The sequence below is a fragment of the Acinetobacter sp. MD2 genome, from assembly GCF_035615575.1.
GTDB lineage: Bacteria > Pseudomonadota > Gammaproteobacteria > Pseudomonadales > Moraxellaceae > Acinetobacter.
Genome location: NZ_VTDK01000006.1, coordinates 58,942 through 81,196, shown reverse-complemented (window position 1 = coordinate 81,196; position 22,255 = coordinate 58,942). Strand labels below are relative to the sequence as shown.

The following is a 22,255-nucleotide window of genomic DNA, read 5'->3' as shown; positions in this document are numbered from 1 at the left end:
GTGTGAATATGAATGTTGCTTTAAATTGTAATATTAGTTTTATTGGTGGTGGAAATATGGCCCAAGCCTTAATTGGCGGGTTAATTTCAAGAGGTTTCCCTCAAACACAACTGCGCGTTGCCGACCCTGTTGAGCAAATTCGTCATGTGTTACAAGCGCGTCAAATTGCAGTTTTCACTGAAAATTTAGATGCGATTGTTGAGGCGGATGTGGTGGTCTTAGCGGTCAAACCACAAGTACTCGCGAGTGTATTAACGCCATTAAAGGGACATTTAAAAGATAAATTGATTATTTCAATTGTGGCAGGTGTAACAATTGACTTAATTGAAGGTTTAACGGGTGCAACACGTATTGTACGTGTAATGCCGAATACGCCAGCATTGGTACAAACGGGCGCGCATGGCATGTATGCCAAAAGCATTGTCTCTGAGGCCGATCGTCAACTTGCAACCCAAATTTTGGCAGCGACAGGGCTTGGTTTATGGGTCGATCAAGAATCACAGATTGATGCAGTAACGGCGGTTTCGGGTTCAGGGCCTGCATACTTTTTTTATTTAATGGAAAGTATGATCCGTGCAGGTAAAAATTTAGGTTTAGATGAAAAAGTTGCTACAGCACTTACTTTGCAAACCGCCTTGGGTGCAGCCCAAATGGCGATTAGTAGTGATGTATCACCTTCGACCTTACGTCAAAATGTGACTTCTCCAAATGGAACCACGCAAGCTGCATTAGAAGTGTTTGATCGCGCACAGATTTCACAAAGTATCCAAAGCGCATTGGCTGCTGCACAAAAGCGTAGTCAAGAATTGGCTCAGGAATTGAGCGATCAAGTTCAGCAATTTAAAAAGTAAAGGAAGCGAGTAGATGGGTGCAAATATTGCGCTAATTTTTAATATTTTGATGAATGTCGCAATATTATTAGTGTTTTTTCGCTTTTTAATTCAATTGGCGGCCGTTTCTCCATATAACCCGGTGGTGTTATCCACCGTTAAGGCCACAAAAGTTGTGGATATGTTTAGTCGAATTTTTCCGACATTGGCTAAAGGGCGAGTGAACTTAGCAGCATTGGTTTTATTGGTCGTGCTGTGTTTATTTAAAAATTTTGGCGCTATGTATTTGGCGGGAAGTCCACCAAATAGTGCGGTTTTTCTACTGATTTATACCTTTGTGGATATGATTCAGGATTTAATCCGTATTTGTCGTTATTTAATTTTTGCAACGATTATTTTAGGATGGGTGGTGATGTTTACCCAAACGCGTTCGCCTTATATTGAAGTTATTCAAGAGTTGGCAGAACCATTATTAGCACCATTTCGGCGTTTGTTGCCTAATATGGGCATGATCGATTTATCTCCAATTTTGGCCTTTTTGGCGCTATATATTGCACAAGTGTTGATGAATGAAGTTGCACGGGTGTTGTTGATTGGTTGGTAAGCATAAGTTTAATAAAAAACCAGCTTAAAGCTGGTTTTTTATTGGCTGGTTTTTCCAGAAACCTCTTTAATTGGATGTATATATGGCAAGAAAGTGTGCCCCTGCACCAAGCAATACAAAGATATGCCAAATTGCATGGCTATATTTTACGCTTTTTAAGGCATAAAAAACTGCACCAAGGGTATAAGCGAGTCCACCAATGACCAATAATTTCAAGCAAGCAGAACTTAAATAGCGTTGCATATCATCGATCATTAAAATGGCAAACCAACCCATAATTAAATAGGCAATTAACGATAATTTTTCAAAACGATGAACCAATCCAAGTTTAAATATTGTACCGATTGCAGCAATTGCCCATAGTGCAATTAACAAATAATGCGCTTTTGTGGTTGGAATTTGTATGACCAAGAGTGGTGTATATGTACCTGCTATTAAATAATAAATCGCAATATGATCGAGTTTTTTATACCAGTGTCGTTTCTTTTCGGTTTTGGCGGCATGATATAAAGTTGAACTTGCAAGCATGAGAATCAGACTCGCACTGTAGATCCATAGGCTTAACCATGTGAATGTTGGAAATTGTGCTGTTTTTACCAAGAGCATGATGCTGGCAATCACTGCGATGATTGCACCTAAGCCATGGGTGAAGACATTCAGTTTTTCCTCTGTTGCATCATAAGAAATTGGCAATGCGTGATTTTCCATCTAAGGCTTCATATTAAAAATACACTTGTATATTAATTTAATTTTGCTTTTAAGGTAAGAGCATTTACAATTGATTTGTAAATATAGATAGGTCAGTGTTTTTATGTCGGCAAGACAATATGCTTCTGAGCAAGAGCAACAATGGTTTTTGGCCCTAACCCAAGCTTGGAACACACAGTGTTTTGAGCGGCTGATTTTAAGTCAGTATCAGGGGAAAGTGGCTGAACTTGATAAAATCATTTTTCAGATCGTTGAATTACAGCAGCAGAGCATGCTCAAAGTCACTTATCGATATAAAACCCAAGATGTGACCAAAAATTACAACTTTGAGAATGCTTTGAATGAAATTCAGCAGTTGTTGTTAGATTGTAAGCAGGCGAATTTGTTTTTAAGCGATGCGGAATTGCAGCTCAAAAAAAACAAGAAAAAAGTGCAACTTATTCAAACTAAGAAAAAGCCAATCAATACCAATGCAGCGCAAACACATAACCGTGAAAAGCAGCGCTATCTTGCATTGAGCCAACCTTATTTGCAAGATTTAGGTATTAGCGATCAGCATGCGAAACTTGTGCCGAGCATGGCAAAAAAATGGAAGCAAATTAATAAATTTACTGAAATTTTTTCGAATGCAATTGCAGATATTACGGTTGAGCAAAAGCAACTCGATATTGTTGATTTTGGTTCAGGCAAAGGCTATCTAACCTTTGCGATGTATGATTATTTGCAGCAACAAGGATTACAACCACATATTACTGGGGTTGAGTTACGCCATAATTTGGTGGAATTTTGTCAAGATGTTGCTCAGAAAAATCAGTTTAAACATTTAAACTTTTTTGAAGGCGATGTTCGTAGTTATCAGCCTGAAAAATTAGATGTGATGGTGGCACTGCATGCGTGTGATATCGCAACTGATTTTGCCATTCATTGTGGCATTCGACTGGGCGCGAATATGATTATGTGTGCGCCATGTTGTCATAAAGAGTTACGCCCGCAGTTGACGAGTCCGGATGTATTAAAGCCAATGCTGCAATTTGGTATTCACCAAGCCCAGCAAGCTGAAATGCTCACCGACAGTTTGCGTGCCTTGTTGTTAAATGCTTATGGTTATGAGACCAAAGTGTTTGAGTTTATTGGGCTTGAGCACACCAGTAAAAATAAAATGATTTTGGCAATCAAACGTAAAGATGTAACTGTGCCTGATGCAAAAATCATGCAGCAAATTGAAGCATTAAAAGCCATGTATGGCATTCATCAGCAAAGTTTGCAACGCTTACTTGAGGATGAGTTGGTTGATCAAGACCGAGTCGGTTGTCGTTGTTAATACAAAAAAGCTCAAGGTTCAACTTGAGCTTTTCTTTTTGCATATATTTTACAGTTACAGCGTGCCATGTAATTGGCGATAAAGCCCAGGTGTAACCCCTGTCCACTTTTTAAAGGCGCGGTGGAAGGTACTGGTTTCGCTAAAGCCGACTTGCTGCGCGACATCTTCTAAAGTAAGTTTAGGTTGTAAAAGTAAATGAATGGCGGCATCACGGCGCAATGCATCTTTAACCCCTTGGTAGCTTTTCCCTTCAGACGCTAAACGGCGACGTAATGTTTGTGGTGATAAATACAACATGGATGCCACATCATTTAGCGTTGGCATTTCTTCGCCAATATGACTTTTTAACACGTCACGAATACGTGAAGTTAACGAGTTGGTATTTTTAAATTTCACTAAAAGCTGTGCAGGTGCTGCTTTTAAAAATTCTTGTAAGGTTTCTTCATTTTGACGAAGAGGTAAGTCTAAATAATCAGCGGCAAAGGTAATTTCGGTACGGGCTGCATCAAATTGCATTAAGGGCGCAAAGAACAGGGCATCGTATTCGTCAGCTTGTTCTGGGCGAGCATAATCAAAGTTAACGCGTTCCAGTGAAATGCGACGGTCAATTAACCATGATGCTAAACCATGCCAAATCATCAGCATGCTTTCTGTCATGAAGTGATCTGGGTCTTGAGATTTAGGAATCAGTGAAATTAACCGTGCTTCGTGCTTGTCGCGTTCAATGGTAATAAACCAATCATCACTAAATAAACGGTAAAATTGTTCAGAAAGTGCTAAAGCTTGCCCAAGAGTTTTGGCATGAATGATCAATTGGCACATCATGGCAAAACTGCCTAAGCGCCTTACTTGTGTTGAAAAACCTGCATGTTCATCTTGAGTAACCATCCACAACATTTGAATGAAGCGTGTATATTGCTCAGGCGAAACCCGCGCTTTGGGTTGCTTTAATAGTTCGGCTTCAATTCCAACGTGTGAAAGTAAGGATTCGACATCCATGCCCATTTTTTTTACGCCAGTTAACGCAGCATTGACAAAATGAATGCTAATGGTGTCACGGCTGACATTGATTCCTTCAATCGTTTTGATATTCACAAATAATTGACCTAAATGATAATGAAGAATGATTCAGAAAATTTACAGCGCTGTAAAGCTAAAAATATTGTAAATGTAGAAAAATGTGACCAAAATGGCGGAATATGACATTATTTTGCCAATATCTTGAAATATTTAATCTATTTGAATGATGTTGTGTTTGAACAATAATGAAGAAATTGAGTATGGTGTTTCGGAATCTACTTTATAAAATAGATGGAAAATGTCATATTTATTACAAAAATTCACGTTAAATTGAAAAGGAATCAGTGGATTAACAAATAGATAAACATTTTTTACAAAAATAATAGTATCCTACGCTTGTTCGCAAGCTCAAAGGATTATAATTGTGACTAAGTTTTCTCCAATTTTTCGTTTATCTCTATGTGCATTAGCATTTGCAATGGCTGCTCAAACTCATGCTGCAACTGCTTTTGATGCCAATAGTCCTTACATGCTAGGTGATTGGAACGGACAACGTACAGCACTTAAAGACCAAGGCTATGATTTCTCATTGGGTTATACTGGCGAAGCCGCTAATGTACTCGATTCTAAAGATACCTCAAATCATGGTACAGCATATTCTGGTCAAGTGGCTTTGGGTGCGCATTTTGATTTACAAAAAATCTTAGGTTGGCAAGATACTGAAGCACAAATTACCATCACCAACCGTGATGGACATGATGTTAAACATAAAGCAGATGCTTTAGATGGACAATTGAGTTCAACTCAAGAAGTTTATGGCCGTGGTCAAACCACACGTTTAACTGATTTGTGGATCAAGAAAAAATTCTTAGATCAGAAATTAGATGTGAAAGTCGGTCGTTTTGGTGAAGGTGAAGACTTTAACCAAGCAGCTTGTGATTTCCAAAACCTTGGTTTGTGTGGTGGTCAAATTGGTAACTGGGATGCCGGTGATCAAATTCACAACTGGCCAGTGAGCCAATGGGCTGCGCGGGTAAAATATAACTTTACCCCTGAAGTCTTCGCACAAGTGGGTGTGTATGAATATAACCCAGAAAATGTAAAACGTAGCAAAGGCTTTAATTTAAGCACAGACGGTTCAAAAGGTGCGGTACTTCCTATTGAGCTTGTGTGGCAGCCAAAATCTACAGTAAATGGTTTACCGGGCGAATATCGCGTTGGTTATTACTACAGTACTGCGGATGCGCTTGTAGCAAATGATACAACTAAAACCAAAACTGACCATGGTCAAGGTGGTTGGGTGTCATTCACGCAACAATTGACCAGTGTAAATGGCGATGCATCACGCGGTTTAAGTGTTACTGGTCAAGCTGCATTCTTTGATGCAGATACAAGTGCTATGAAAAATATGCAGAGTATTTCTGTAGCGTATAAAGGCTTATTTGATGCACGTCCGAAAGATGAGTTAGCAATTGGCTTTTCTCAACTTAATGTGAATAAAGATGCGATTAAATACGATCGTAAAAATGTAGATACAGAGTATAACTCTGAAATTTACTATGGTATTGCTGCAACCAATTGGTTAACAGTACGTCCAAACGTGCAATATGTTCGTCATGTTGGTGCGTTGAAAGATGGAAATAATGCTTGGGTTGGTGGTGTGAAATTTATTACAGCATTCTAAGCTGATTATATTTGTCTTTAAAATGGATTAGCAGGTCTAATTTAAGCATCACCACTGTGGTTTATTTTTGAAATAAAAAATAAACAAATGAGGGTTCTCTCATCAGTGGTGATGTGTTTTTTTAAAGACAAAATCATTGGTTCTATCGATGTAGCACAAAAAAACAGCTGTTTTTTTGTGCTAAATTGTTTGTACTTAATTTGGAAAATATAGAGGTGTTTTTATGACTCAACCCTCACAGAGTTCGGGCATAAGAACCTTTACTGCTATTGTTTTAGCAGTGATTGGTTTGATACTTTTGGGTGGTGGCCTATATTTAGGTACACTTGGAGGCTCGATCTACTATGTAATTACTGGCCTTGTACTTCTAATTACAGCAATATTATTGGTACGTCGCTCGGCAAATGCACTTTGGATGTATGCAGCTTTAATGCTTGGTACAACCATTTGGGGTATTTGGGAAGTCGGTACTGATTTTTGGGGATTAACCCCACGTTTAGGCATCTTGGGTGTTTTAGGCGTATGGCTGTGTTTTCCTATTGCGACGCGTGGTGTACAAGCCGTTGCAACAGCACGTAAAGGCTTAGCGGCAACTTTAGTGTTCGCAATTTTGGTGATGGTCTATTCAATTTTTAATGACCCTCAAGAAATTAACGGCACAATTACCACAAAACAACCTGAAAAAGCACAAGCGGTGGATGGTGTTGCGGCGGGCGATTGGCCAGCATATGGTCGTACCCAAGGCGGTGTTCGTTACTCGCCACTGACACAGATTAATGACCAAAATGTCAAAGATTTGAAAGTTGCTTGGACATTCCGTACTGGCGATTTAAAAACTGCAAACGATTCGGGTGAAACCACCAACCAAGTTACGCCAATTAAAATTGGTAATAACATGTTTATGTGTACAACACACCAACAATTGGTGGCGCTTGATCCTGCAACAGGTAAGCAAAAATGGCGTTTTGATCCAAAATTAAAAACAGATCCAAGCTTCCAACATTTAACTTGTCGTGGCGTGTCTTATTATGATGCGAATAACACGGCTGAATTCGCAGCAAGTTTGCAGCATAAGCAATCAAGCTCGACTCAATGTCCACGTAAAGTTATTTTACCTGTAAACGATGGTCGTTTAGTGGCAATCAATGCAGACAATGGCCAGCGTTGTACCGATTTTGGTCACAACGGTGAAGTAGATCTGCAAAAAGATATGCCGTATGCCTATGCAGGCGGTTATAACCCAACGTCTCCACCAGTGGTAACGGGTACAACGATTGTTATTGCAGGTTCAACAACCGATAACTATTCAACCAAAGAACCATCGGGTGTTATCCGTGGTTATGATGTGAATACTGGTAAGTTGTTGTGGGTATTTGATACAGGTGCACAAGATCCAAATGCGATTCCGGCTCCTGGTCAAAAATTTGTTCACAACTCTCCAAACGCTTGGGCACCATTGGCATACGATGCAAAATTAGACATCGTTTATGTTCCAACAGGTGTAGGTACGCCTGATATTTGGGGTGGTAACCGTGACAATCTGAAAGAACGTTATGCAAACTCAATGTTGGCATTAAACGGTACAACTGGTAAATTGGTGTGGCACTTCCAAACTACACATCACGATTTGTGGGATATGGATGTACCTTCTCAGCCATCTTTAGCCGATGTTAAAGATAAATCAGGTCAAACTGTTCCTGCAATTTATGTGTTAACTAAAACAGGTAATGTCTTTGTTCTTGATCGTCGTAATGGTAAAGCCATTGTGCCAATTACAGAACGTCCAGTACCGCAAACTGTTGAACGTGGTCCACAAACCAAAGGTGAGTGGTATTCAAAAACTCAACCGTTCTCTGACCTTGATTTAGCACCAAAAGACAAATTAACCGACAAACAAATGTGGGGCGCCACAATGTTTGACCAGTTAGCATGTCGTATCTACTTCAAGAAATTGAACTACAATGGTATTTATACACCACCATCTGAAAACGGTACTTTGGTATTCCCAGGAAACCTTGGTGTTTTTGAATGGGGCGGTATGTCTGTCAACGTAGACCGTCAGGTTGCGGTGATGAACCCAATTGGCTTGCCATTTGTAAGTCGTTTGATTCCTGAAAAAGCAGACCGTGCTGAAACTGCAAAAGGTGCAGGCACAGAACAAGGCATTCAACCAATGTATGGCGTGCCATATGGTGTTGAAATCAAACCGTTCTTGTCACCAATTGGTTTACCTTGTAAGCAACCATCTTGGGGCTTTGTTGCGGGTGTTGATTTAAATACGCATCAAGTGGTTTGGAAAAAGCGTATCGGTACCATCCGTGACAGCTTACCAAACTTATTCCAATTGCCAGCATTGAAAATTGGTGTCCCTGGTTTAGGTGGTTCAATTTCAACTGCGGGTAACGTGATGTTCGTTGCAGGTACGCAAGATAACTATATCCGTGCCTATAACGTCAGCAATGGTGCAAAACTTTGGGAAGCACGTTTACCTGCCGGTGGACAAGCAACACCAATGACCTATGAAATTAATGGTAAGCAGTATCTTGTACTTATGGCGGGTGGTCATGGTTCATTCGGTACCAAAATGGGTGACTATTTAGTTGCTTATGCTTTACCTGATTTAAAATAAGTTTACATCTTAAAAATTAGAAAAGGCTCAGCTTCGGCTGGGCTTTTTTATTATCTTTAAAAGTGCTTTATCAATAAAACCGCTATTAAATATGTAAAAAAAGCATTTTGTTGATGAATTAAAGCCCTTTATGCTATAGCTGTCATATTGAACTTACTAGCTGAAAGCCATGTATTTGTATACTGATTACGATCAACAACTGGTGAATGAACGAGTTGCACAATTCCGTGACCAAACCGAACGCTACCTTGCGGGAACTTTAACCGAGGATGAGTATCGTCCGTTACGTTTGCAAAATGGGCTTTATGTACAGCGTTATGCGCCAATGCTAAGAATTGCTGTGCCATATGGTTTAATGAATACCAAGCAGTTACGTAAAATTGCAGATATTGCAACGGAATATGACCGTGGTTATGTCCATGTTTCAACTCGTCAAAATATTCAGCTCAATTGGCCGGCGCTAGAAGATGTGCCTGAAATTTTAGCTGAACTGGCAACAGTGCAGATGCATGCCATTCAGACATCAGGAAACTGTATTCGTAATACCACTACCGACCAATATGCAGGTGTGGTTGCAGGTGAAATTGCCGATCCACGTCCAACCTGTGAGTTGATTCGTCAATGGAGTACCTTTCATCCTGAATTTGCTTTCTTGCCGCGTAAGTTCAAAATTGCGGTTTCTGCTTTAGAAGAAACAGACCGCGCTGCGACTTCTTTTCATGATATTGGTGTGTATATCGTCAAAAATGAACAAGGCGAAGTGGGTTATAAAATTAAAGTGGGGGGCGGTTTAGGTCGTACTCCTGTTATTGGTAGCATTATTCGTGAGTTTTTGCCGCGTGAAGACTTAATTGCTTATTTAGAAGCAGTATTGCGTGTGTATAACTTGCATGGTCGTCGTGACAATAAATACAAAGCGCGAATTAAGATTTTAGTTAAAGCTATGACACCTGCGGTATTTGCTGAGAAAGTCGAAGCTGAATTTGCATATACACGCCAAAATTTACAAGTGCAGCCTGAACTGTTACAAAAAATGGATTATGTGTTTACGCCATTTGAATACCAAAATTTGGCTGATGAAGATTTCACTGCATTGTTCCAACAGCATCCAAAATTCAAGCAATGGTTTAATGTAAATACACATGCGCATAAAGTATCAGGCTATCGCATTGTTACGATTAGCTTAAAGCGTGCTGGTGTTGCACCGGGCGATATGACCACCAAAGAAATGCACTTTATTGCAGACTTGGCGGACAAATACACTTTTGGTGAATTACGTACCACACACGAGCAAAATATCTCTCTTGCAGATGTTCCACAAAAAGATTTGTTTAGCTTGTGGCAAGCTTTAGAGCAAGAAAATATGGCACGTGCGCATATTGGTTTTCTTACCGATATTATTTGCTGCCCAGGTGGTGATTACTGCTCGCTTGCCAATGCAAAGTCGATTCCAATTTCAGAAGCAATTTCTCGCCGTTTTGATGATCTCGACACAATTTATAATTTAGGTCGTCTAGATTTAAATATTTCAGGCTGTATGAATGCGTGTGGGCATCATCATGTTGGGAATATTGGGATTTTAGGAGTTGATAAAAAAGGCGCAGAATTCTACCAAATTACTTTGGGCGGAAATGCCAACCATGATGCTTCAATTGGCGATATTTTAGGACCATCTTTTGCTGCCGATGCTGTGCCAGATGTAGTAGATGAAATTTTGAATACCTATCTTGATTTGCGTCAAGAAGGTGAAGAATTCATTGAAACCTATCGCCGTGTTGGGATTACCCCATTTAAGGAGCGTGCATATGCTTAATACATCTTTGGCCGTACTTTATAAAGATGGCACGATCGCAGACAATAGCTATCAGATGATTGCTGAAGATGGTAGCGTGCCAAATGGTGATGTTGTGCTCCAAGCCGATCAACTTGAACATCTTACAAAAATTTCAGGTAAAAAAGCTTTATTGGTTACGGTAGATAGCTCACCTGAAGTGAATGAGTTTCCATTGACTGAACTTGACACCATTTTGATTGAGTTTGCAGGCTTTAACGATGGTCGTGGCTATTCGTTTGCAGCATTATTACGTCGTCAAGGTTTTAAGGGTGAATTACGTGCGGTGGGGGATATCTTCAAGGATGTCTTGAATTATCTAAAACGTTCAGGCTTTGATAGTTTTGTGATTAAAGAGGGTAAGGATATTCATGAAGCTGCAGCAGGCTTGAATGATTTTGTTAATCCATATCAAATTTCGACAGCCAATCCAATCGCCGGTTATCAAACGAGTCGATAAGCAGTTTCAAGTTTTTTATCGAATAAAGACCTTGCTTTAAGCGAGGTTTTTATTTTGAAATCTAGCATTTATTGTTTTGACTCTCTGTTCGGATTGTGCCGACCATATTCAAAACAATACGATGTTGAAGGTCAAGTTGGGACGAGCAATAATAAAAACTACCAATCGAACCACGAGGTAACCCTGTATCTCCCTGAAATGTAACTGCTTGAAAGTTCAGGCTTCCTTTCCATAGTAACGTGCCATATTTAAGATTAGTTTGATAGGTATTTAAAATTACTTCATTTGAATCACGTTTTTTGTTCTGATTCTGGTCTAAAAATAGAATAAAGCCTGAATGCCATTGATCGGTTGTGCAATGCTCTAAATCTAAGCTTGGACAAATGACTAGGTTATTGCGATGGATGAATGCCAGTTGTTTGGCTTGGATTAGGTGCTGATGCAAGATATGTGGAATAGCTTGGGCTTCTTTTTTGGCTTTAAAATTATGATAATGTGGAATAGCGATAAAATACACAATAGCCAATAGAGCTGTGTAAACGGTTAACTCAACTAATGTTAAGCCTTTCTGTTTTTTTATTATCATGGGGGATTATCTTTTTTGGGTGTTTTTTAAGCATTATAGATGGGTCAATTGAAATTTTAAATAAGCAAAATTACAAAAAAGACTAGTTTGTTATTAAACAATCAGTGAATATATAAATAGGCCATTGTTCTGTACAAATTGAGTGAAAAATTACCAAATTACAACGGAATTTGTAAGAATTTTTGTCAATAATTCGCTTACTTAGATTTATCAGTGACTTGAGTTGTTGTTTCTTGTGATTGATTCAGGCAAAATGATGAGCTGAAAAGAACAAACTGAGATAGATTAATTATCTCAGTAAACTGACAAAAATTTTAAGCGCCGCTTAAAAACAAATTGTTATCTTTGGAGGATATCCATGAAATTAAGTCGTATTGCTCTTGCTACAGTACTTGCAGCATCTCCATTTGTTGCAAATGCAGGTGTTACCGTAACTCCATTGTTGCTTGGTTACACTTTCCAAGACAGCAAACATAATAATGGCCAAACACACCTTTTGTCTTCTCAGTTAGGCCAAGGTGAAGCTCAAAACGATTTAGCTGTTGGTGCAGCACTTGGTGTTGAATTAACACCTTGGTTGGGTTTTGAAGCTGAATATCTTCAAGTGAAGGGTGATGTTGATGCAAAAGGTGGTAATCAAGTTACTGGTGGTGCTGAATACAAGCAACAACAAATCAATGGTAACTTCTATGTTACTTCTGACTTGATCACTAAAAATTATGACAGCAAAATCAAGCCTTATATCTTAGGTGGTGCTGGTCACTACAAATATAAATTTGATGGTGTAGATCGTGGTTACCGTGGTAACACTGAGCAAGGTACATTAGCGAATGCTGGTGTTGGTGTATTCTGGCGCTTAAACGATGCTTTGTCTCTTCGTACAGAAGCGCGTGGTACATATAACTTTGATGAGCAATTTTGGAATTATACAGCACTTGCAGGCTTAAACGTTGTCATCGGTGGTCACTTAAAACCTGCTGCACCGGTTGTTGATGTTCAGCCAGTTGAACCTGCACCAGTAGTTCAACCTCAGCCTCAACCACAAGAGTTGACTGAAGATTTGAACATGGAACTTCGTGTGTTCTTTGATACTAACAAATCAAACATCAAAGCACAGTACAAGCCTGAAATTGCAAAAGTTGCTGAGAAATTAGCTGAATATCCAAATGCAACAGCACGTATTGAAGGTCACACAGATAACACTGGTCCACGTAAGTTAAACGAACGTTTATCTTTGGCTCGTGCTAACTCTGTTAAATCTGCACTTGTAAGTGAGTACAATGTTGATGCATCACGTTTGTCTACTCAAGGCTTCGCGTGGGATCAACCAATTGCTGACAACAAAACTAAAGAAGGTCGTGCAATGAACCGTCGCGTATTTGCTACAATTTCTGGTAGCCGCACAGTTCTAGCTCAACCAGCAGCAGCGCAATAATGATTGATCGCTGATGTGTAAAAAGCGGCTCATAAGAGCCGCTTTTTTACATCTATTAAAAATTTTGTGGAAAATGAGGTGTATTGGCAAACAAAAGAAATTCTAATCTAGCGGTTTTCTGAGTTAGGTTTCTTAGAGTCCTGCTTTGGATCGTAATTCTATTGTGCATAAATCTAGGAATGCTTCACCTATAGATTCAGGAACGATAGGTGAAAAAGATGGGGTGTTGCTCGATTCAGATTCTTTGACCATTCCATTGGTTTGATAAGTTACATAAGATTTTGTTGCGATTGTTTTATCATGGCAATTAAGTGTTTGATAAGATAAACCGTAATCTCCTGTATATGTTTTTTCTTCAATGATATTTTTACGTGCTGTAAATTTATACCAGAAATCTAAGGTGCTAGAATCTAGGTGAGCTTTGATTGATGTCTTATCTACATAAATGAAGTAGTCATCATTATAAGTTAGCAACTTCCATTCTGCTGCAAAAGTATTATTATAAATAATGAAACCCGTGAAGCAAGTTACTAATTTTTTGAACATTTTTACCCCCTTTTTTTGGCTGTTTAATTATAGCAGCCGTAGTCATGAAACGACATAGGAATAAATGATGTTGTGCTACCCAAGATAGCATTAAAAAGTCTAGGGCTGGTTGTCGTGAAATTTAAGATTGTATTTTAGGTATGAGATATAAAAAAGCGCAATTGAAATTGCGCTTTAATGATTGAGTTTTTTAGTCATCTTTTAAAGGGCTAACATCCATTTTTTCATATGGAATGAGCTTGGTTTTATATTTCCATTTATAACCGAGCCAAATGATTAAAAAGAGTGGCAGGGTGATATAGGTTGCCAATAAACCTAGCCAATCGATTTTGGGGCCAAGTAAGGCTTGGTAATTTTGTCCCAACATAATGATGGTACATAAAATAAAAGCAAACCATGGTGCAAAAGGGAAAAATTTAGCACGATAAGATAAATCTTCTAGCTTATGACCCTGAGTAATATAGCCTTTGCGGAAACGATAATGTGAAATTGCAATGCCGAGCCATACAATAAAGCCACACATGCCTGACATGTTGAGTAACCAGTTATAAATTTCCTGTTTTCCAACAAAACTTGTGAGTAAGGATAAAGCCGCAATCGCTGTAGTTGCATAAAGCGCGCGCATGGGTACGCCACGTTTGTCGAGTTGTGAGAACCAGCGTGGTGCGCGTCCTTCTTTGGCCATATCCCAAAGCATGCGGGTAGAAGAATACATGCCTGAGTTACCCGCAGATAAAATTGCAGTTAAAATCACCACATTCATTAAGCTTGCAGCAAAAGCTAAGCCAACTTTTTCATACAGCAAAGTGAATGGAGATAAAGCAATGTTATTGCTCGTCGAGGCTTGAATGAGATGTGGATCGTCATAGCTAACCAATGTGCCAATGATGAAGATACATACGATATAAAACAGTAAGATGCGCCAAAAAATTTGTTTAATTGCCAAAGGAATGGTTTTTTTGGGATCTTTAGATTCACCCGCTGCAACGCCAACCATTTCAGTGCCTTGAAACGAGAAACCTGCAATCATTGCAACGCCAATCATCGCTTGGAAGCCGCCCACGAATGGTGCATCTTTATAGGTCCAGTTGGCAAAAGCATGCACATTCGGTGTGAGCATGATTTTTACAATACTTGCAAGACCAATCACAATAAAGGTAATAATCGCAAGAACTTTAATCAGTGAAAATAAAAACTCACTTTCACCAAAGCCTTTGACCGACATCGAGTTAATTGCAAAAATGATAACGAGGAATAAACCACTCCACCAAAATCCAGGGATTTCTGGGAACCAAAAGCCCATAATCCACTGTGCGGCGACTAATTCAAACGCGACCGTAATCGCCCAGTTGTACCAGTAGTTCCAACCTAAAGCAAAACCAAAACCTTCTTCGACATATTTATTACCATAAGTAAAAAATGCACCTGAAGTTGGATTATGTGTGGCAAGCTCGCCCAAACTGGTCATTAAGAAATAAATCATAATGCCAATTAAAGCGTAGGCAAGCAGCGCACCACCAGGGCCAGCGGTGGCAATGGTTGAGCCGGATGCTAAAAATAAGCCTGTGCCAATTGAGCCGCCAATGGCAATCATATTTAGATGGCGAGCACCTAGCCTTCGTTGTAAATGCTCTGTTTGATTTGAGTCACTCATCTAGATTCCTTTTTGTTACTGTTTTGCACAGGCATGTAACACTTTAAAGCCTTGTTGATCTGCTTTGACGGTACAGTGTCCGAAATGCTGTTCAATTAAAGTGGGATAATTTAAAAAACGGTTTGCCACAATCCAAAGTTCACCTGAGGCAGCTAAATATTGTTTGCTGCTGCGACATAAATTTTCACTGACCTGATAATCGGTATGAATGCCTTGATGAAATGGTGGATTGCTGATCAGGGCATCGAGTGCAGTCGGTGCATCATTAATCCCTGTTACAGCTAAAGTTTGGATTTGAGCAGTGAGTCCATTACGTTGACTGCTAATTTCAGTTGATTGAAGCGCAAAGGCATCCACATCTAGCGCATAGATGGTATTGTTTGGATTGGCTTTTGCTAAAGCACAACTGATAATTCCTGCACCGCAACCAAAGTCGGCGAGTTTACCTGATTTTACCTGTGACAGGTAGGGGAGAAGTACGGCTGTGCCAATATCGAGTCGTTCTTGGCTAAATACGCCAGGTAATGCAAAGATTTCTAATTGAAGATTTTGGCTTTGTAATGAATAAGATTTTAACCAAGATTCTAATGGTTTAACAGGCATTGTTGCTTCTAAACGATAGCACCACAATTGGCAATGTCGAGCACTGTCTAATTTCATGGCTTTACCGTACTTCAGCGTTTGCTTAGCCGCGCCTTCAATGCCGCCTTTTTTCTCACCCACCAGTAATACCAGTGTACCTATTGGAAGATGGCTTGCAATTTGGTACAGAACATAATTGAGTAATTCTTTGGATTTCGGAATGTAAATGACGACTTGATCGAACTCGCCCGTTGGTAACATTGTACCGAAGTGGCTATTCAAATTTTGTTGCTGTTGGATTTTATGAGTTGCAAAATTCCATGTCCAAATTGTCGTACCTTGAACGGTTGTAGGGAATTCTGCAATTAAGCCATCAGCAGGGGCATTGATCAGTAAAACTTGCCCCTTTAAATAGTCTTGTTGGCGTAGAATAACTTCACTTCGAGGATCCATAAGCGACCTTTAAAAACAACAATGCCCAGTGCAGCACTGGGCAAAAATAAAAATAAGGATTAGTCTTGCTGTTCAGGTAAGACAATATTTAAAATTAAAGCGCTAATGCCGCCTGTTGCTACACCTGAGCTTAAAATATGTTGAAGTAATTCAGGCATATGCTTCAAAAATTCAGGGACCTGTGCAATACCTAAGCCTAAAGCCAAAGAAATAGCAATAATGAGTAGTGCACGGCGGTCAAGTTTAATTCCTGCTAAGATATTAATGCCTGATGCTGCAACCGCACCAAACATCACCATCACTGCACCACCCAACACTGCTTGTGGAACGGCTTGAATGAGTCCTGCAATTTTAGGAAATAAGCCGAATAAGACCAGTAATGCTGCAATCCACATCCCGACATAACGGCTTGCCACACCGGTCAGTTGAATAATACCGTTATTTTGGGCGAAAACTGAACTTGGGAACGTGTTGAATAAACCTGCAAGTAAAGAATTGGCACCGTTTACCAACACGCCACCTTTAATGCGTTGCATCCAAATTGGGCCAGAAACAGGCTGTTTAGAAATTTTACTGGTTGCGGTAATGTCACCAATTGCTTCTAACGATGTCACCAAATAAATAAACGCCAGTGGTAAAAATAGTGACCAATTAAAGCTAATGCCAAAATGTAATGGGGTTGGAAGCTGAAAAATAGGCGCTTGTTGATAGGCGCTGAAATTTAAGTGTCCCATCAGCCCTGCAACAATGTATCCAATCACTAGGGCAATTAAAATCGCGGAACTTTTAATCCATATAATTGAGATACGATTGAGTAAAATAATTAAGCCCAACACCAACCCAGACAGAATTAAATTATCGGTACTGGCAAAGCTACCATCTGCCATTGCACCATAACCGCCGCCCATGCTAATCAGTCCTTCTTTAATTAAAGTTAGACCAATCATCAGTACCACAATGCCAGTGACCAACGGAGTAATCAGTTTTTTCACCCATGGTAAAATGCGTGATACGCCCATTTCAATGAATGCACCGGCAATGACTACACCAAAAATAGCTGCCATGACTTGTTGATATGGCGTGCCTTGTGCAATCATCAAACTGCCAATGGTCATAATTGGGGCAATAAAGTTAAAACTTGTGCCTTGTACAATCAGTAAGCCTGCACCCAAAGGGCCAATCTTTTTACTTTGAATAAAAGTTGCAATCCCTGAAATCACCAAAGACATGGAAAGAATCATGGTGGTTTCATGTGCAGGGACTTTTAGTGCACCACAAATGAGTAAACCTGGGGTTAAAATGGGAACTAAAATGGCGAGCAAATGTTGAAATGCCGCAAGTAAAGCATGCAGCGGTTGGGGTTTATCATCTAAACCAAGGACTAAATCTGAATTTGTTTCTGATTTGTTGGTGGTGGGAGATAAATTCGACATGTCGGCAGGAAAATCGGCAAAGGTGGCGGTATTCTAATCGAGTTATTTGGCTTTATAAAACAAAAAGCAGTGTAGTTTTAAAAAAAAGCATGCACTCTGACAAGTGTCACTACTCTTTGAGGAGTTTTTTTAGTATAATTTGCCCTCAAATTTAAAGCGTATCGAATTTACATGTCAGATATTAAAACTCTCCGCAACATTGCCATCATTGCGCACGTTGACCACGGTAAAACCACTCTTGTAGACAAACTTTTACAACAATCAGGTGCACTTGGCGATCGTGCAGGCGAGATTGAGCGTGTCATGGACTCGAATGCGCTTGAAAGCGAACGTGGTATTACCATTCTTGCAAAGAACACTGCAATTAAATGGTTAGATGCACGTACCAATACAGAATACCGTATTAACATCGTCGACACCCCAGGACACGCCGACTTTGGTGGTGAAGTTGAACGTGTAATGTCGATGGTTGACTGTGTACTTCTTCTTGTAGACTCACAAGAAGGTCCAATGCCACAAACACGTTTCGTAACGCAAAAAGCGTTCGCACGTGGTTTGAAGCCAATCGTTATTATTAACAAAGTTGACAAGCCTAGCGCGCGTCCAGACTGGGTAATTGACCAAGTATTCGATTTGTTCGATAACCTTGGTGGTACTGACGAACAGTTAGACTTCCCAGTGGTTTATGCTTCAGGCTTACGTGGTGTTGCGGGTCCTTCTCCAGAAGAATTAGCAGAAGACATGACGCCATTGTTCCAAACAATTGTAGACATCGTTGAACCACCAGCAGTTGACGTTGATGGTCCATTCCAAATGCAAATTTCATCACTTGACTATAATAGTTTCGTGGGTGTAATCGGTGTTGGTCGTATTCAACGTGGTTCAGTTGGCTTAAACACACCTGTTACTGTGATTGATAAAGAAGGTAAAACCCGTAACGGTCGTATCTTAAAAATTATGGGTTACCACGGTTTAGAGCGTGTAGATGTTGATTCAGCATCTGCGGGTGATATCGTATGTATTACAGGTATCGATGCACTGAATATTTCTGACACGATTTGTGATCCGAAAAATGTTGAAGCGTTGCCGCCATTGTCTGTAGATGAACCTACAGTTTCGATGACATTCCAAGTCAACAACTCACCGTTTGCGGGTAAAGAAGGTAAATTCGTGACTTCACGTAACATTCGTGAACGTCTTGACCGTGAATTGATTCACAATGTTGCATTACGTGTTGAAGATACTGATAGTCCAGACCGTTTCAAAGTGTCTGGTCGTGGTGAACTTCACCTTTCAGTGTTAATTGAAAACATGCGCCGTGAAGGCTTCGAAATGGGCGTTTCACGTCCACAAGTAATCATCAAAGAAATTGATGGTGAAAAACAAGAGCCATACGAAAACGTAACTTTTGACGTTGAAGAACAACATCAAGGTGCGGTAATGGAACAAATGGGTCACCGTAAAGGCGACATGACCAATATGGAAGTTGACGGTAAAGGCCGTATCCGTATTGAAGCAACTGTTCCTTCACGTGGTTTGATTGGTTTCCGTTCAGAGTTCTTAACCATGACTTCTGGTACAGGGATTATGACATCAAGCTTCTCGCATTACGGTCCTGTGAAACAAGGTACTGTTGCGAAGCGTCAAAACGGTGTATTAATTTCAATGGTTCAAGGGACTTGCTTGGGCTATGCATTGTTCAGCTTACAAGACCGTGGTCGTTTGTTTGCTAAACCACAGTTAGAAGTCTATGAAGGCATGATCGTGGGGATTAACTCACGTTCTGACGACATGGTGGTTAACCCAACTAAAGCAAAACAGTTAACCAACGTTCGTGCGTCTGGTACAGATGATGCTTTAACTTTAACACCTGCAATTGAATATACGCTTGAACAAGCGCTTGAATTCATTGAAGATGATGAGTTGGTTGAAGTAACACCTAAATCAATCCGTATTCGTAAGCGTTATTTAACTGAAAATGAACGTAAACGTAACCGCGATAAATAATTCACTGTTATCAGTTGAATTGAAAAAAACCGCTAAATTTATTTAGCGGTTTTTTATTGGAAACTTTTAATGTGATGTATGGGTTTTTGGTAATATTTTCATATTTATGTTGTTTAAGTGTGATATATCTTTCTTTTTCTAGAGAAAATATTAAATTAAAAGGTAAAATTATTTCAGAAAGCCTTCATATTTATTATGTAATTAACAATATCACAGATCCAGTTGGAGTATTGATATGAGTATCTTAAAAGAGTTTCGTGAATTCGCAGTTAAAGGCAATATGATTGACTTGGCTGTTGGTGTCATTATTGGCGGTGCATTTGGTAAAATTGTAGACTCATTGGTTAAAGACGTTATTATGCCTTTAATTACCGCCATTACAGGCGGTGGCGTTGACTTTACCCAAAAATTTATTGTCCTTGGGCAGAATCCGAATAATTTACAGTCGCTAAGTGAACTGCAAAAAGCAGGGGTGAATGTTTTAACTTATGGTAACTTCCTAACCATTTTAATTAATTTTATTATTTTGGCTTGGGTAGTCTTTATTATGGTGAAATTGATTAATCGTATGCGCCGTAAACAAGAAGAAGCACCTGCTGCTCCAGCACCAACGCCAGAAGATATTGCGTTATTACGTGAAATTCGTGATGAATTAAAGAAACGCCCACAAGCGTAAATTTTGCTTTTAAACTTAGAGCGGTACGCATGACGTGCCGTTTTTTATGTGTTGTCTTTTATATATTGTCTGATGCTATAAATTTTGAGTTGCAAAATGTACACTCATGAAACTTAAAAGGGGAACGGTAATATGAACCGATTATTTGCTTATGGCACATTACGCCCACATCAGCCGAATGCACATGTTTTAGAAAAAGTGGAAGGGACGTGGCAAACAGGTTATGTGAATGGGGTGGTGCATACACTAGATTGGGGGCCTGATGTCGGCTTACCTGCATTGGTTTTAGATTCTTTGTCACCAAAAATTGAAGGTATGGTCTTGAGTAGCGATGCTTTGGCTGAAAATTTGGAAATGTTAGATGAGTTCGAGGGGTTTCAATATCAACGTGTGAAAACTGTAGTTGAACTTGAAACAGGTGAGAGCATCCAAGCTTGGGTATATGTCATGAACCCAAATGCAAAGCAGTCAGAAGGTTAATAAGCTGTTTTGCATTTTAAAGATATACGTTTGAATAAGTGAAGTCGAAGCACAAATTAGTGCATCATCCGAAATTTAATTTCAATTAAATGAAAACCAAATTGGCTTTTAATTGGTCCATGTAAGACACGTTCGGCTGCACTAAACACCAATTTATCAATCACGCTGACCAATTGCCCTTTTTTGACTTCACCAAGCTCACCACCACGTTTTGCTGAGTTACAGGTGGAGTGCTGTTTGGCAATTTTAGTGAAATCTGCACCGTCATGAATCTTTTTTTTCAGTTGTTCGGCTAGCTCTTTATTTTTGACTAAAATATGTCGCACAATTGCAGTTTGCATGATTTATTCCTTGATAATTTTGAGCGGTTGACAGTGTGGGCAAAAGACACTGGCACGTTGTCCCAATTTAATGTTTTCTAAGATTGTTTCGCAGTTGACACACATTTCACCCGCGCGCCCATACGCCAATAATGTTTGTTGGAAATAACCATTTTCTCCCATCGCATTACTATAGTCACGAAGCGTAGAGCCACCAAGTGTAATGGCTTGTTGTAAGATGCGTTTAATCTCAATTACCAATCGTTGAACTTGTTTAAGGTTGAGCGTATTTGCTGGTTGCGCAGGGTGAATGCGTAAATTAAACAGGCTTTCAGTTGCATAGATATTGCCTACACCTACCACTACATGATTATCCATAAGGGCAATTTTTATGCCAACTTTTTTATTTTTAAGGGTTTGGTATAAATAGTTGGCATCGAAATTCGCAGTTAAAGGCTCAGGCCCAAGAGGATCTAGTAGTTTTTGTTGAGTGGTATCATTTAGCCAAACAATACAGCCGAAACGTCGTGGATCGTGATAACGGAGTTCGAGACTAGTATTAAATCGAATCATTAAATGATCATGTTTACGTAGTTCATCTTCAGGCTTACACAGCCGAAAGCTGCCAGACATTCCCAAGTGCCATAACATGCTGTGCTGTTCAAATTCGGCAATAATATATTTGGAACGCCGCGTAAGCCCTAAAAGTTTTTGCCCTTTTAGTATTGAAATATCCGCAGGAATTGGCCATCTTAGGCGGTCGTTTCTAACGCAGACCGCTTGCACCGTTTGTTCTAATAACGGCGCTAAGCTGGCTTTGGTTGTTTCAACTTCAGGTAATTCAGGCATAAAATCGAACAATTGGGGAAAAGGCTATTGTAAGGCAAATACAACACAATGAAATAGCCTGATTTTTAGATGTAACAATGCTTGAGTTAATTTTTTAGCATCTTACAATGGTTAAATCCTTTTATTGATATTTTGAGTTCAGGTTTA

The 22,255-nt window shown here is 39.6% G+C and carries 20 protein-coding genes; 11 read left to right on the top strand and 9 right to left on the bottom strand.

Annotated features, from left to right (window positions below; genetic code table 11):
• Positions 1–8 precede the first annotated feature (8 nt).
• Positions 9–851 (top strand): pyrroline-5-carboxylate reductase, encoded by an 843-nt coding sequence (gene proC / locus FXN70_RS09685; protein ID WP_420714406.1) that lies wholly within the window; start codon positions 9–11, stop codon positions 849–851.
• Between the two features lie 13 nt (positions 852–864).
• Entirely contained in the window at positions 865–1,434 is a 570-nt protein-coding gene (locus tag FXN70_RS09680) for a YggT family protein (protein WP_324647260.1), read from the top strand.
• Between the two features lie 66 nt (positions 1,435–1,500).
• Here the strand turns inward: FXN70_RS09680 and trhA are convergent, their stop codons facing one another.
• Positions 1,501–2,142 (bottom strand): PAQR family membrane homeostasis protein TrhA, encoded by a 642-nt coding sequence (trhA, locus tag FXN70_RS09675; protein ID WP_324647259.1) that lies wholly within the window; start codon positions 2,140–2,142, stop codon positions 1,501–1,503.
• Positions 2,143–2,245: 103 nt separating this feature from the next.
• Here trhA and FXN70_RS09670 point away from each other — a divergent pair, with 103 nt between their 5' ends.
• Positions 2,246–3,463, top strand: coding sequence for an SAM-dependent methyltransferase (locus FXN70_RS09670; protein WP_324647258.1), 1,218 nt, complete (start codon positions 2,246–2,248; stop codon positions 3,461–3,463).
• A 54-nt stretch (positions 3,464–3,517) separates the two neighbouring features.
• Here FXN70_RS09670 and FXN70_RS09665 read toward each other — a convergent pair whose 3' ends face one another.
• Entirely contained in the window at positions 3,518–4,468 is a 951-nt protein-coding gene (locus tag FXN70_RS09665) for an AraC family transcriptional regulator (protein WP_324647362.1), read from the bottom strand.
• 493 nt (positions 4,469–4,961) lie between these two features.
• Between FXN70_RS09665 and FXN70_RS09660 the strand changes: the two genes are divergently transcribed.
• The 4 genes from FXN70_RS09660 (at position 4,962) to FXN70_RS09645 (ending at position 11,087) form a co-directional block, all read left to right on the top strand.
• Positions 4,962–6,167, top strand: a complete 1,206-nt coding sequence (locus FXN70_RS09660) for a carbohydrate porin (protein WP_324647361.1) — start codon at positions 4,962–4,964, stop codon at positions 6,165–6,167.
• 223 nt (positions 6,168–6,390) lie between these two features.
• Entirely contained in the window at positions 6,391–8,796 is a 2,406-nt protein-coding gene (locus FXN70_RS09655) for a glucose/quinate/shikimate family membrane-bound PQQ-dependent dehydrogenase (protein WP_324647257.1), read from the top strand.
• Between the two features lie 169 nt (positions 8,797–8,965).
• The gene (locus FXN70_RS09650; protein WP_324647256.1) at positions 8,966–10,609 is read left to right on the top strand and encodes a nitrite/sulfite reductase; all 1,644 of its coding nucleotides are present in this window, start codon (positions 8,966–8,968) and stop codon (positions 10,607–10,609) included.
• On the top strand, positions 10,602–11,087 hold the full coding sequence (locus FXN70_RS09645) for a DUF934 domain-containing protein (protein ID WP_324647255.1): 486 nt from the start codon (positions 10,602–10,604) through the stop codon (positions 11,085–11,087). Before FXN70_RS09650 ends, FXN70_RS09645 begins: the two co-directional genes overlap by 8 nt.
• A 61-nt stretch (positions 11,088–11,148) precedes the next feature.
• Here FXN70_RS09645 and FXN70_RS09640 read toward each other — a convergent pair whose 3' ends face one another.
• A complete protein-coding gene (locus tag FXN70_RS09640; RefSeq protein WP_324647254.1) occupies positions 11,149–11,673 on the bottom strand; it encodes a GspH/FimT family pseudopilin in 525 nt (174 codons plus the stop codon).
• Positions 11,674–12,031: 358 nt separating this feature from the next.
• Between FXN70_RS09640 and omp38 the strand changes: the two genes are divergently transcribed.
• Positions 12,032–13,108, top strand: a complete 1,077-nt coding sequence (gene omp38, locus FXN70_RS09635) for an outer membrane protein Omp38 (RefSeq protein WP_324647253.1) — start codon at positions 12,032–12,034, stop codon at positions 13,106–13,108.
• A gap of 132 nt (positions 13,109–13,240) precedes the next feature.
• Here omp38 and FXN70_RS09630 read toward each other — a convergent pair whose 3' ends face one another.
• The 4 genes from FXN70_RS09630 to FXN70_RS09615 all read right to left on the bottom strand — a co-directional run bounded on the left by FXN70_RS09630 (position 13,241) and on the right by FXN70_RS09615 (position 17,776).
• Complete coding sequence (locus tag FXN70_RS09630) at positions 13,241–13,654, bottom strand: surface-adhesin E family protein (protein ID WP_324647252.1); 414 nt, start codon at positions 13,652–13,654, stop codon at positions 13,241–13,243.
• Positions 13,655–13,844: 190 nt separating this feature from the next.
• Entirely contained in the window at positions 13,845–15,308 is a 1,464-nt protein-coding gene (locus tag FXN70_RS09625; protein ID WP_324647251.1) for an amino acid permease, read from the bottom strand.
• A 15-nt stretch (positions 15,309–15,323) separates the two neighbouring features.
• Positions 15,324–16,343, bottom strand: coding sequence for a class I SAM-dependent methyltransferase (locus tag FXN70_RS09620; RefSeq protein WP_324647250.1), 1,020 nt, complete (start codon positions 16,341–16,343; stop codon positions 15,324–15,326).
• Between the two features lie 59 nt (positions 16,344–16,402).
• Entirely contained in the window at positions 16,403–17,776 is a 1,374-nt protein-coding gene (locus FXN70_RS09615; RefSeq protein WP_324647249.1) for a nucleobase:cation symporter-2 family protein, read from the bottom strand.
• Between the two features lie 171 nt (positions 17,777–17,947).
• On the opposite strand from FXN70_RS09615, the gene typA reads away from it, so the two are divergent.
• The 3 genes from typA to FXN70_RS09600 all read left to right on the top strand — a co-directional run bounded on the left by typA (position 17,948) and on the right by FXN70_RS09600 (position 20,939).
• Entirely contained in the window at positions 17,948–19,783 is a 1,836-nt protein-coding gene (gene typA, locus FXN70_RS09610) for a translational GTPase TypA (protein WP_324647248.1), read from the top strand.
• A gap of 235 nt (positions 19,784–20,018) precedes the next feature.
• Positions 20,019–20,459 carry a large conductance mechanosensitive channel protein MscL gene (mscL, locus tag FXN70_RS09605; protein ID WP_324647247.1) on the top strand — a complete coding sequence of 147 codons (441 nt, stop codon included), beginning with the start codon at positions 20,019–20,021 and terminating at the stop codon, positions 20,457–20,459.
• Positions 20,460–20,591: 132 nt separating this feature from the next.
• Complete coding sequence (locus tag FXN70_RS09600) at positions 20,592–20,939, top strand: gamma-glutamylcyclotransferase family protein (protein WP_324647246.1); 348 nt, start codon at positions 20,592–20,594, stop codon at positions 20,937–20,939.
• A 56-nt stretch (positions 20,940–20,995) separates the two neighbouring features.
• On the opposite strand, the gene FXN70_RS09595 is transcribed toward FXN70_RS09600, so the two are convergent.
• The gene (locus FXN70_RS09595; protein WP_324647245.1) at positions 20,996–21,280 is read right to left on the bottom strand and encodes a peptidylprolyl isomerase; all 285 of its coding nucleotides are present in this window, start codon (positions 21,278–21,280) and stop codon (positions 20,996–20,998) included.
• A 3-nt stretch (positions 21,281–21,283) separates the two neighbouring features.
• Complete coding sequence (mutM, locus tag FXN70_RS09590; protein WP_324647244.1) at positions 21,284–22,108, bottom strand: bifunctional DNA-formamidopyrimidine glycosylase/DNA-(apurinic or apyrimidinic site) lyase; 825 nt, start codon at positions 22,106–22,108, stop codon at positions 21,284–21,286.
• Between the last annotated feature and the right edge of the window lie 147 nt (positions 22,109–22,255).

What these genes read in the sequence shown, in the direction of transcription:
- proC (WP_420714406.1), top strand. Translation starts at nt 9, where the DNA reads ATGAATGTTGCTTTAAATTGTAATATTAGTTTTATTGGTGGTGGAAAT.
- FXN70_RS09680 (WP_324647260.1), top strand. Translation starts at nt 865, where the DNA reads ATGGGTGCAAATATTGCGCTAATTTTTAATATTTTGATGAATGTCGCA.
- trhA (WP_324647259.1), bottom strand. Translation starts at nt 2,142, where the DNA reads ATGGAAAATCACGCATTGCCAATTTCTTATGATGCAACAGAGGAAAAA.
- FXN70_RS09670 (WP_324647258.1), top strand. Translation starts at nt 2,246, where the DNA reads ATGTCGGCAAGACAATATGCTTCTGAGCAAGAGCAACAATGGTTTTTG.
- FXN70_RS09665 (WP_324647362.1), bottom strand. Translation starts at nt 4,468, where the DNA reads ATGGGCATGGATGTCGAATCCTTACTTTCACACGTTGGAATTGAAGCC.
- FXN70_RS09660 (WP_324647361.1), top strand. Translation starts at nt 4,962, where the DNA reads ATGGCTGCTCAAACTCATGCTGCAACTGCTTTTGATGCCAATAGTCCT.
- FXN70_RS09655 (WP_324647257.1), top strand. Translation starts at nt 6,391, where the DNA reads ATGACTCAACCCTCACAGAGTTCGGGCATAAGAACCTTTACTGCTATT.
- FXN70_RS09650 (WP_324647256.1), top strand. Translation starts at nt 8,966, where the DNA reads ATGTATTTGTATACTGATTACGATCAACAACTGGTGAATGAACGAGTT.
- FXN70_RS09645 (WP_324647255.1), top strand. Translation starts at nt 10,602, where the DNA reads ATGCTTAATACATCTTTGGCCGTACTTTATAAAGATGGCACGATCGCA.
- FXN70_RS09640 (WP_324647254.1), bottom strand. Translation starts at nt 11,673, where the DNA reads ATGATAATAAAAAAACAGAAAGGCTTAACATTAGTTGAGTTAACCGTT.
- omp38 (WP_324647253.1), top strand. Translation starts at nt 12,032, where the DNA reads ATGAAATTAAGTCGTATTGCTCTTGCTACAGTACTTGCAGCATCTCCA.
- FXN70_RS09630 (WP_324647252.1), bottom strand. Translation starts at nt 13,654, where the DNA reads ATGTTCAAAAAATTAGTAACTTGCTTCACGGGTTTCATTATTTATAAT.
- FXN70_RS09625 (WP_324647251.1), bottom strand. Translation starts at nt 15,308, where the DNA reads ATGAGTGACTCAAATCAAACAGAGCATTTACAACGAAGGCTAGGTGCT.
- FXN70_RS09620 (WP_324647250.1), bottom strand. Translation starts at nt 16,343, where the DNA reads ATGGATCCTCGAAGTGAAGTTATTCTACGCCAACAAGACTATTTAAAG.
- FXN70_RS09615 (WP_324647249.1), bottom strand. Translation starts at nt 17,776, where the DNA reads ATGTCGAATTTATCTCCCACCACCAACAAATCAGAAACAAATTCAGAT.
- typA (WP_324647248.1), top strand. Translation starts at nt 17,948, where the DNA reads ATGTCAGATATTAAAACTCTCCGCAACATTGCCATCATTGCGCACGTT.
- mscL (WP_324647247.1), top strand. Translation starts at nt 20,019, where the DNA reads ATGAGTATCTTAAAAGAGTTTCGTGAATTCGCAGTTAAAGGCAATATG.
- FXN70_RS09600 (WP_324647246.1), top strand. Translation starts at nt 20,592, where the DNA reads ATGAACCGATTATTTGCTTATGGCACATTACGCCCACATCAGCCGAAT.
- FXN70_RS09595 (WP_324647245.1), bottom strand. Translation starts at nt 21,280, where the DNA reads ATGCAAACTGCAATTGTGCGACATATTTTAGTCAAAAATAAAGAGCTA.
- mutM (WP_324647244.1), bottom strand. Translation starts at nt 22,108, where the DNA reads ATGCCTGAATTACCTGAAGTTGAAACAACCAAAGCCAGCTTAGCGCCG.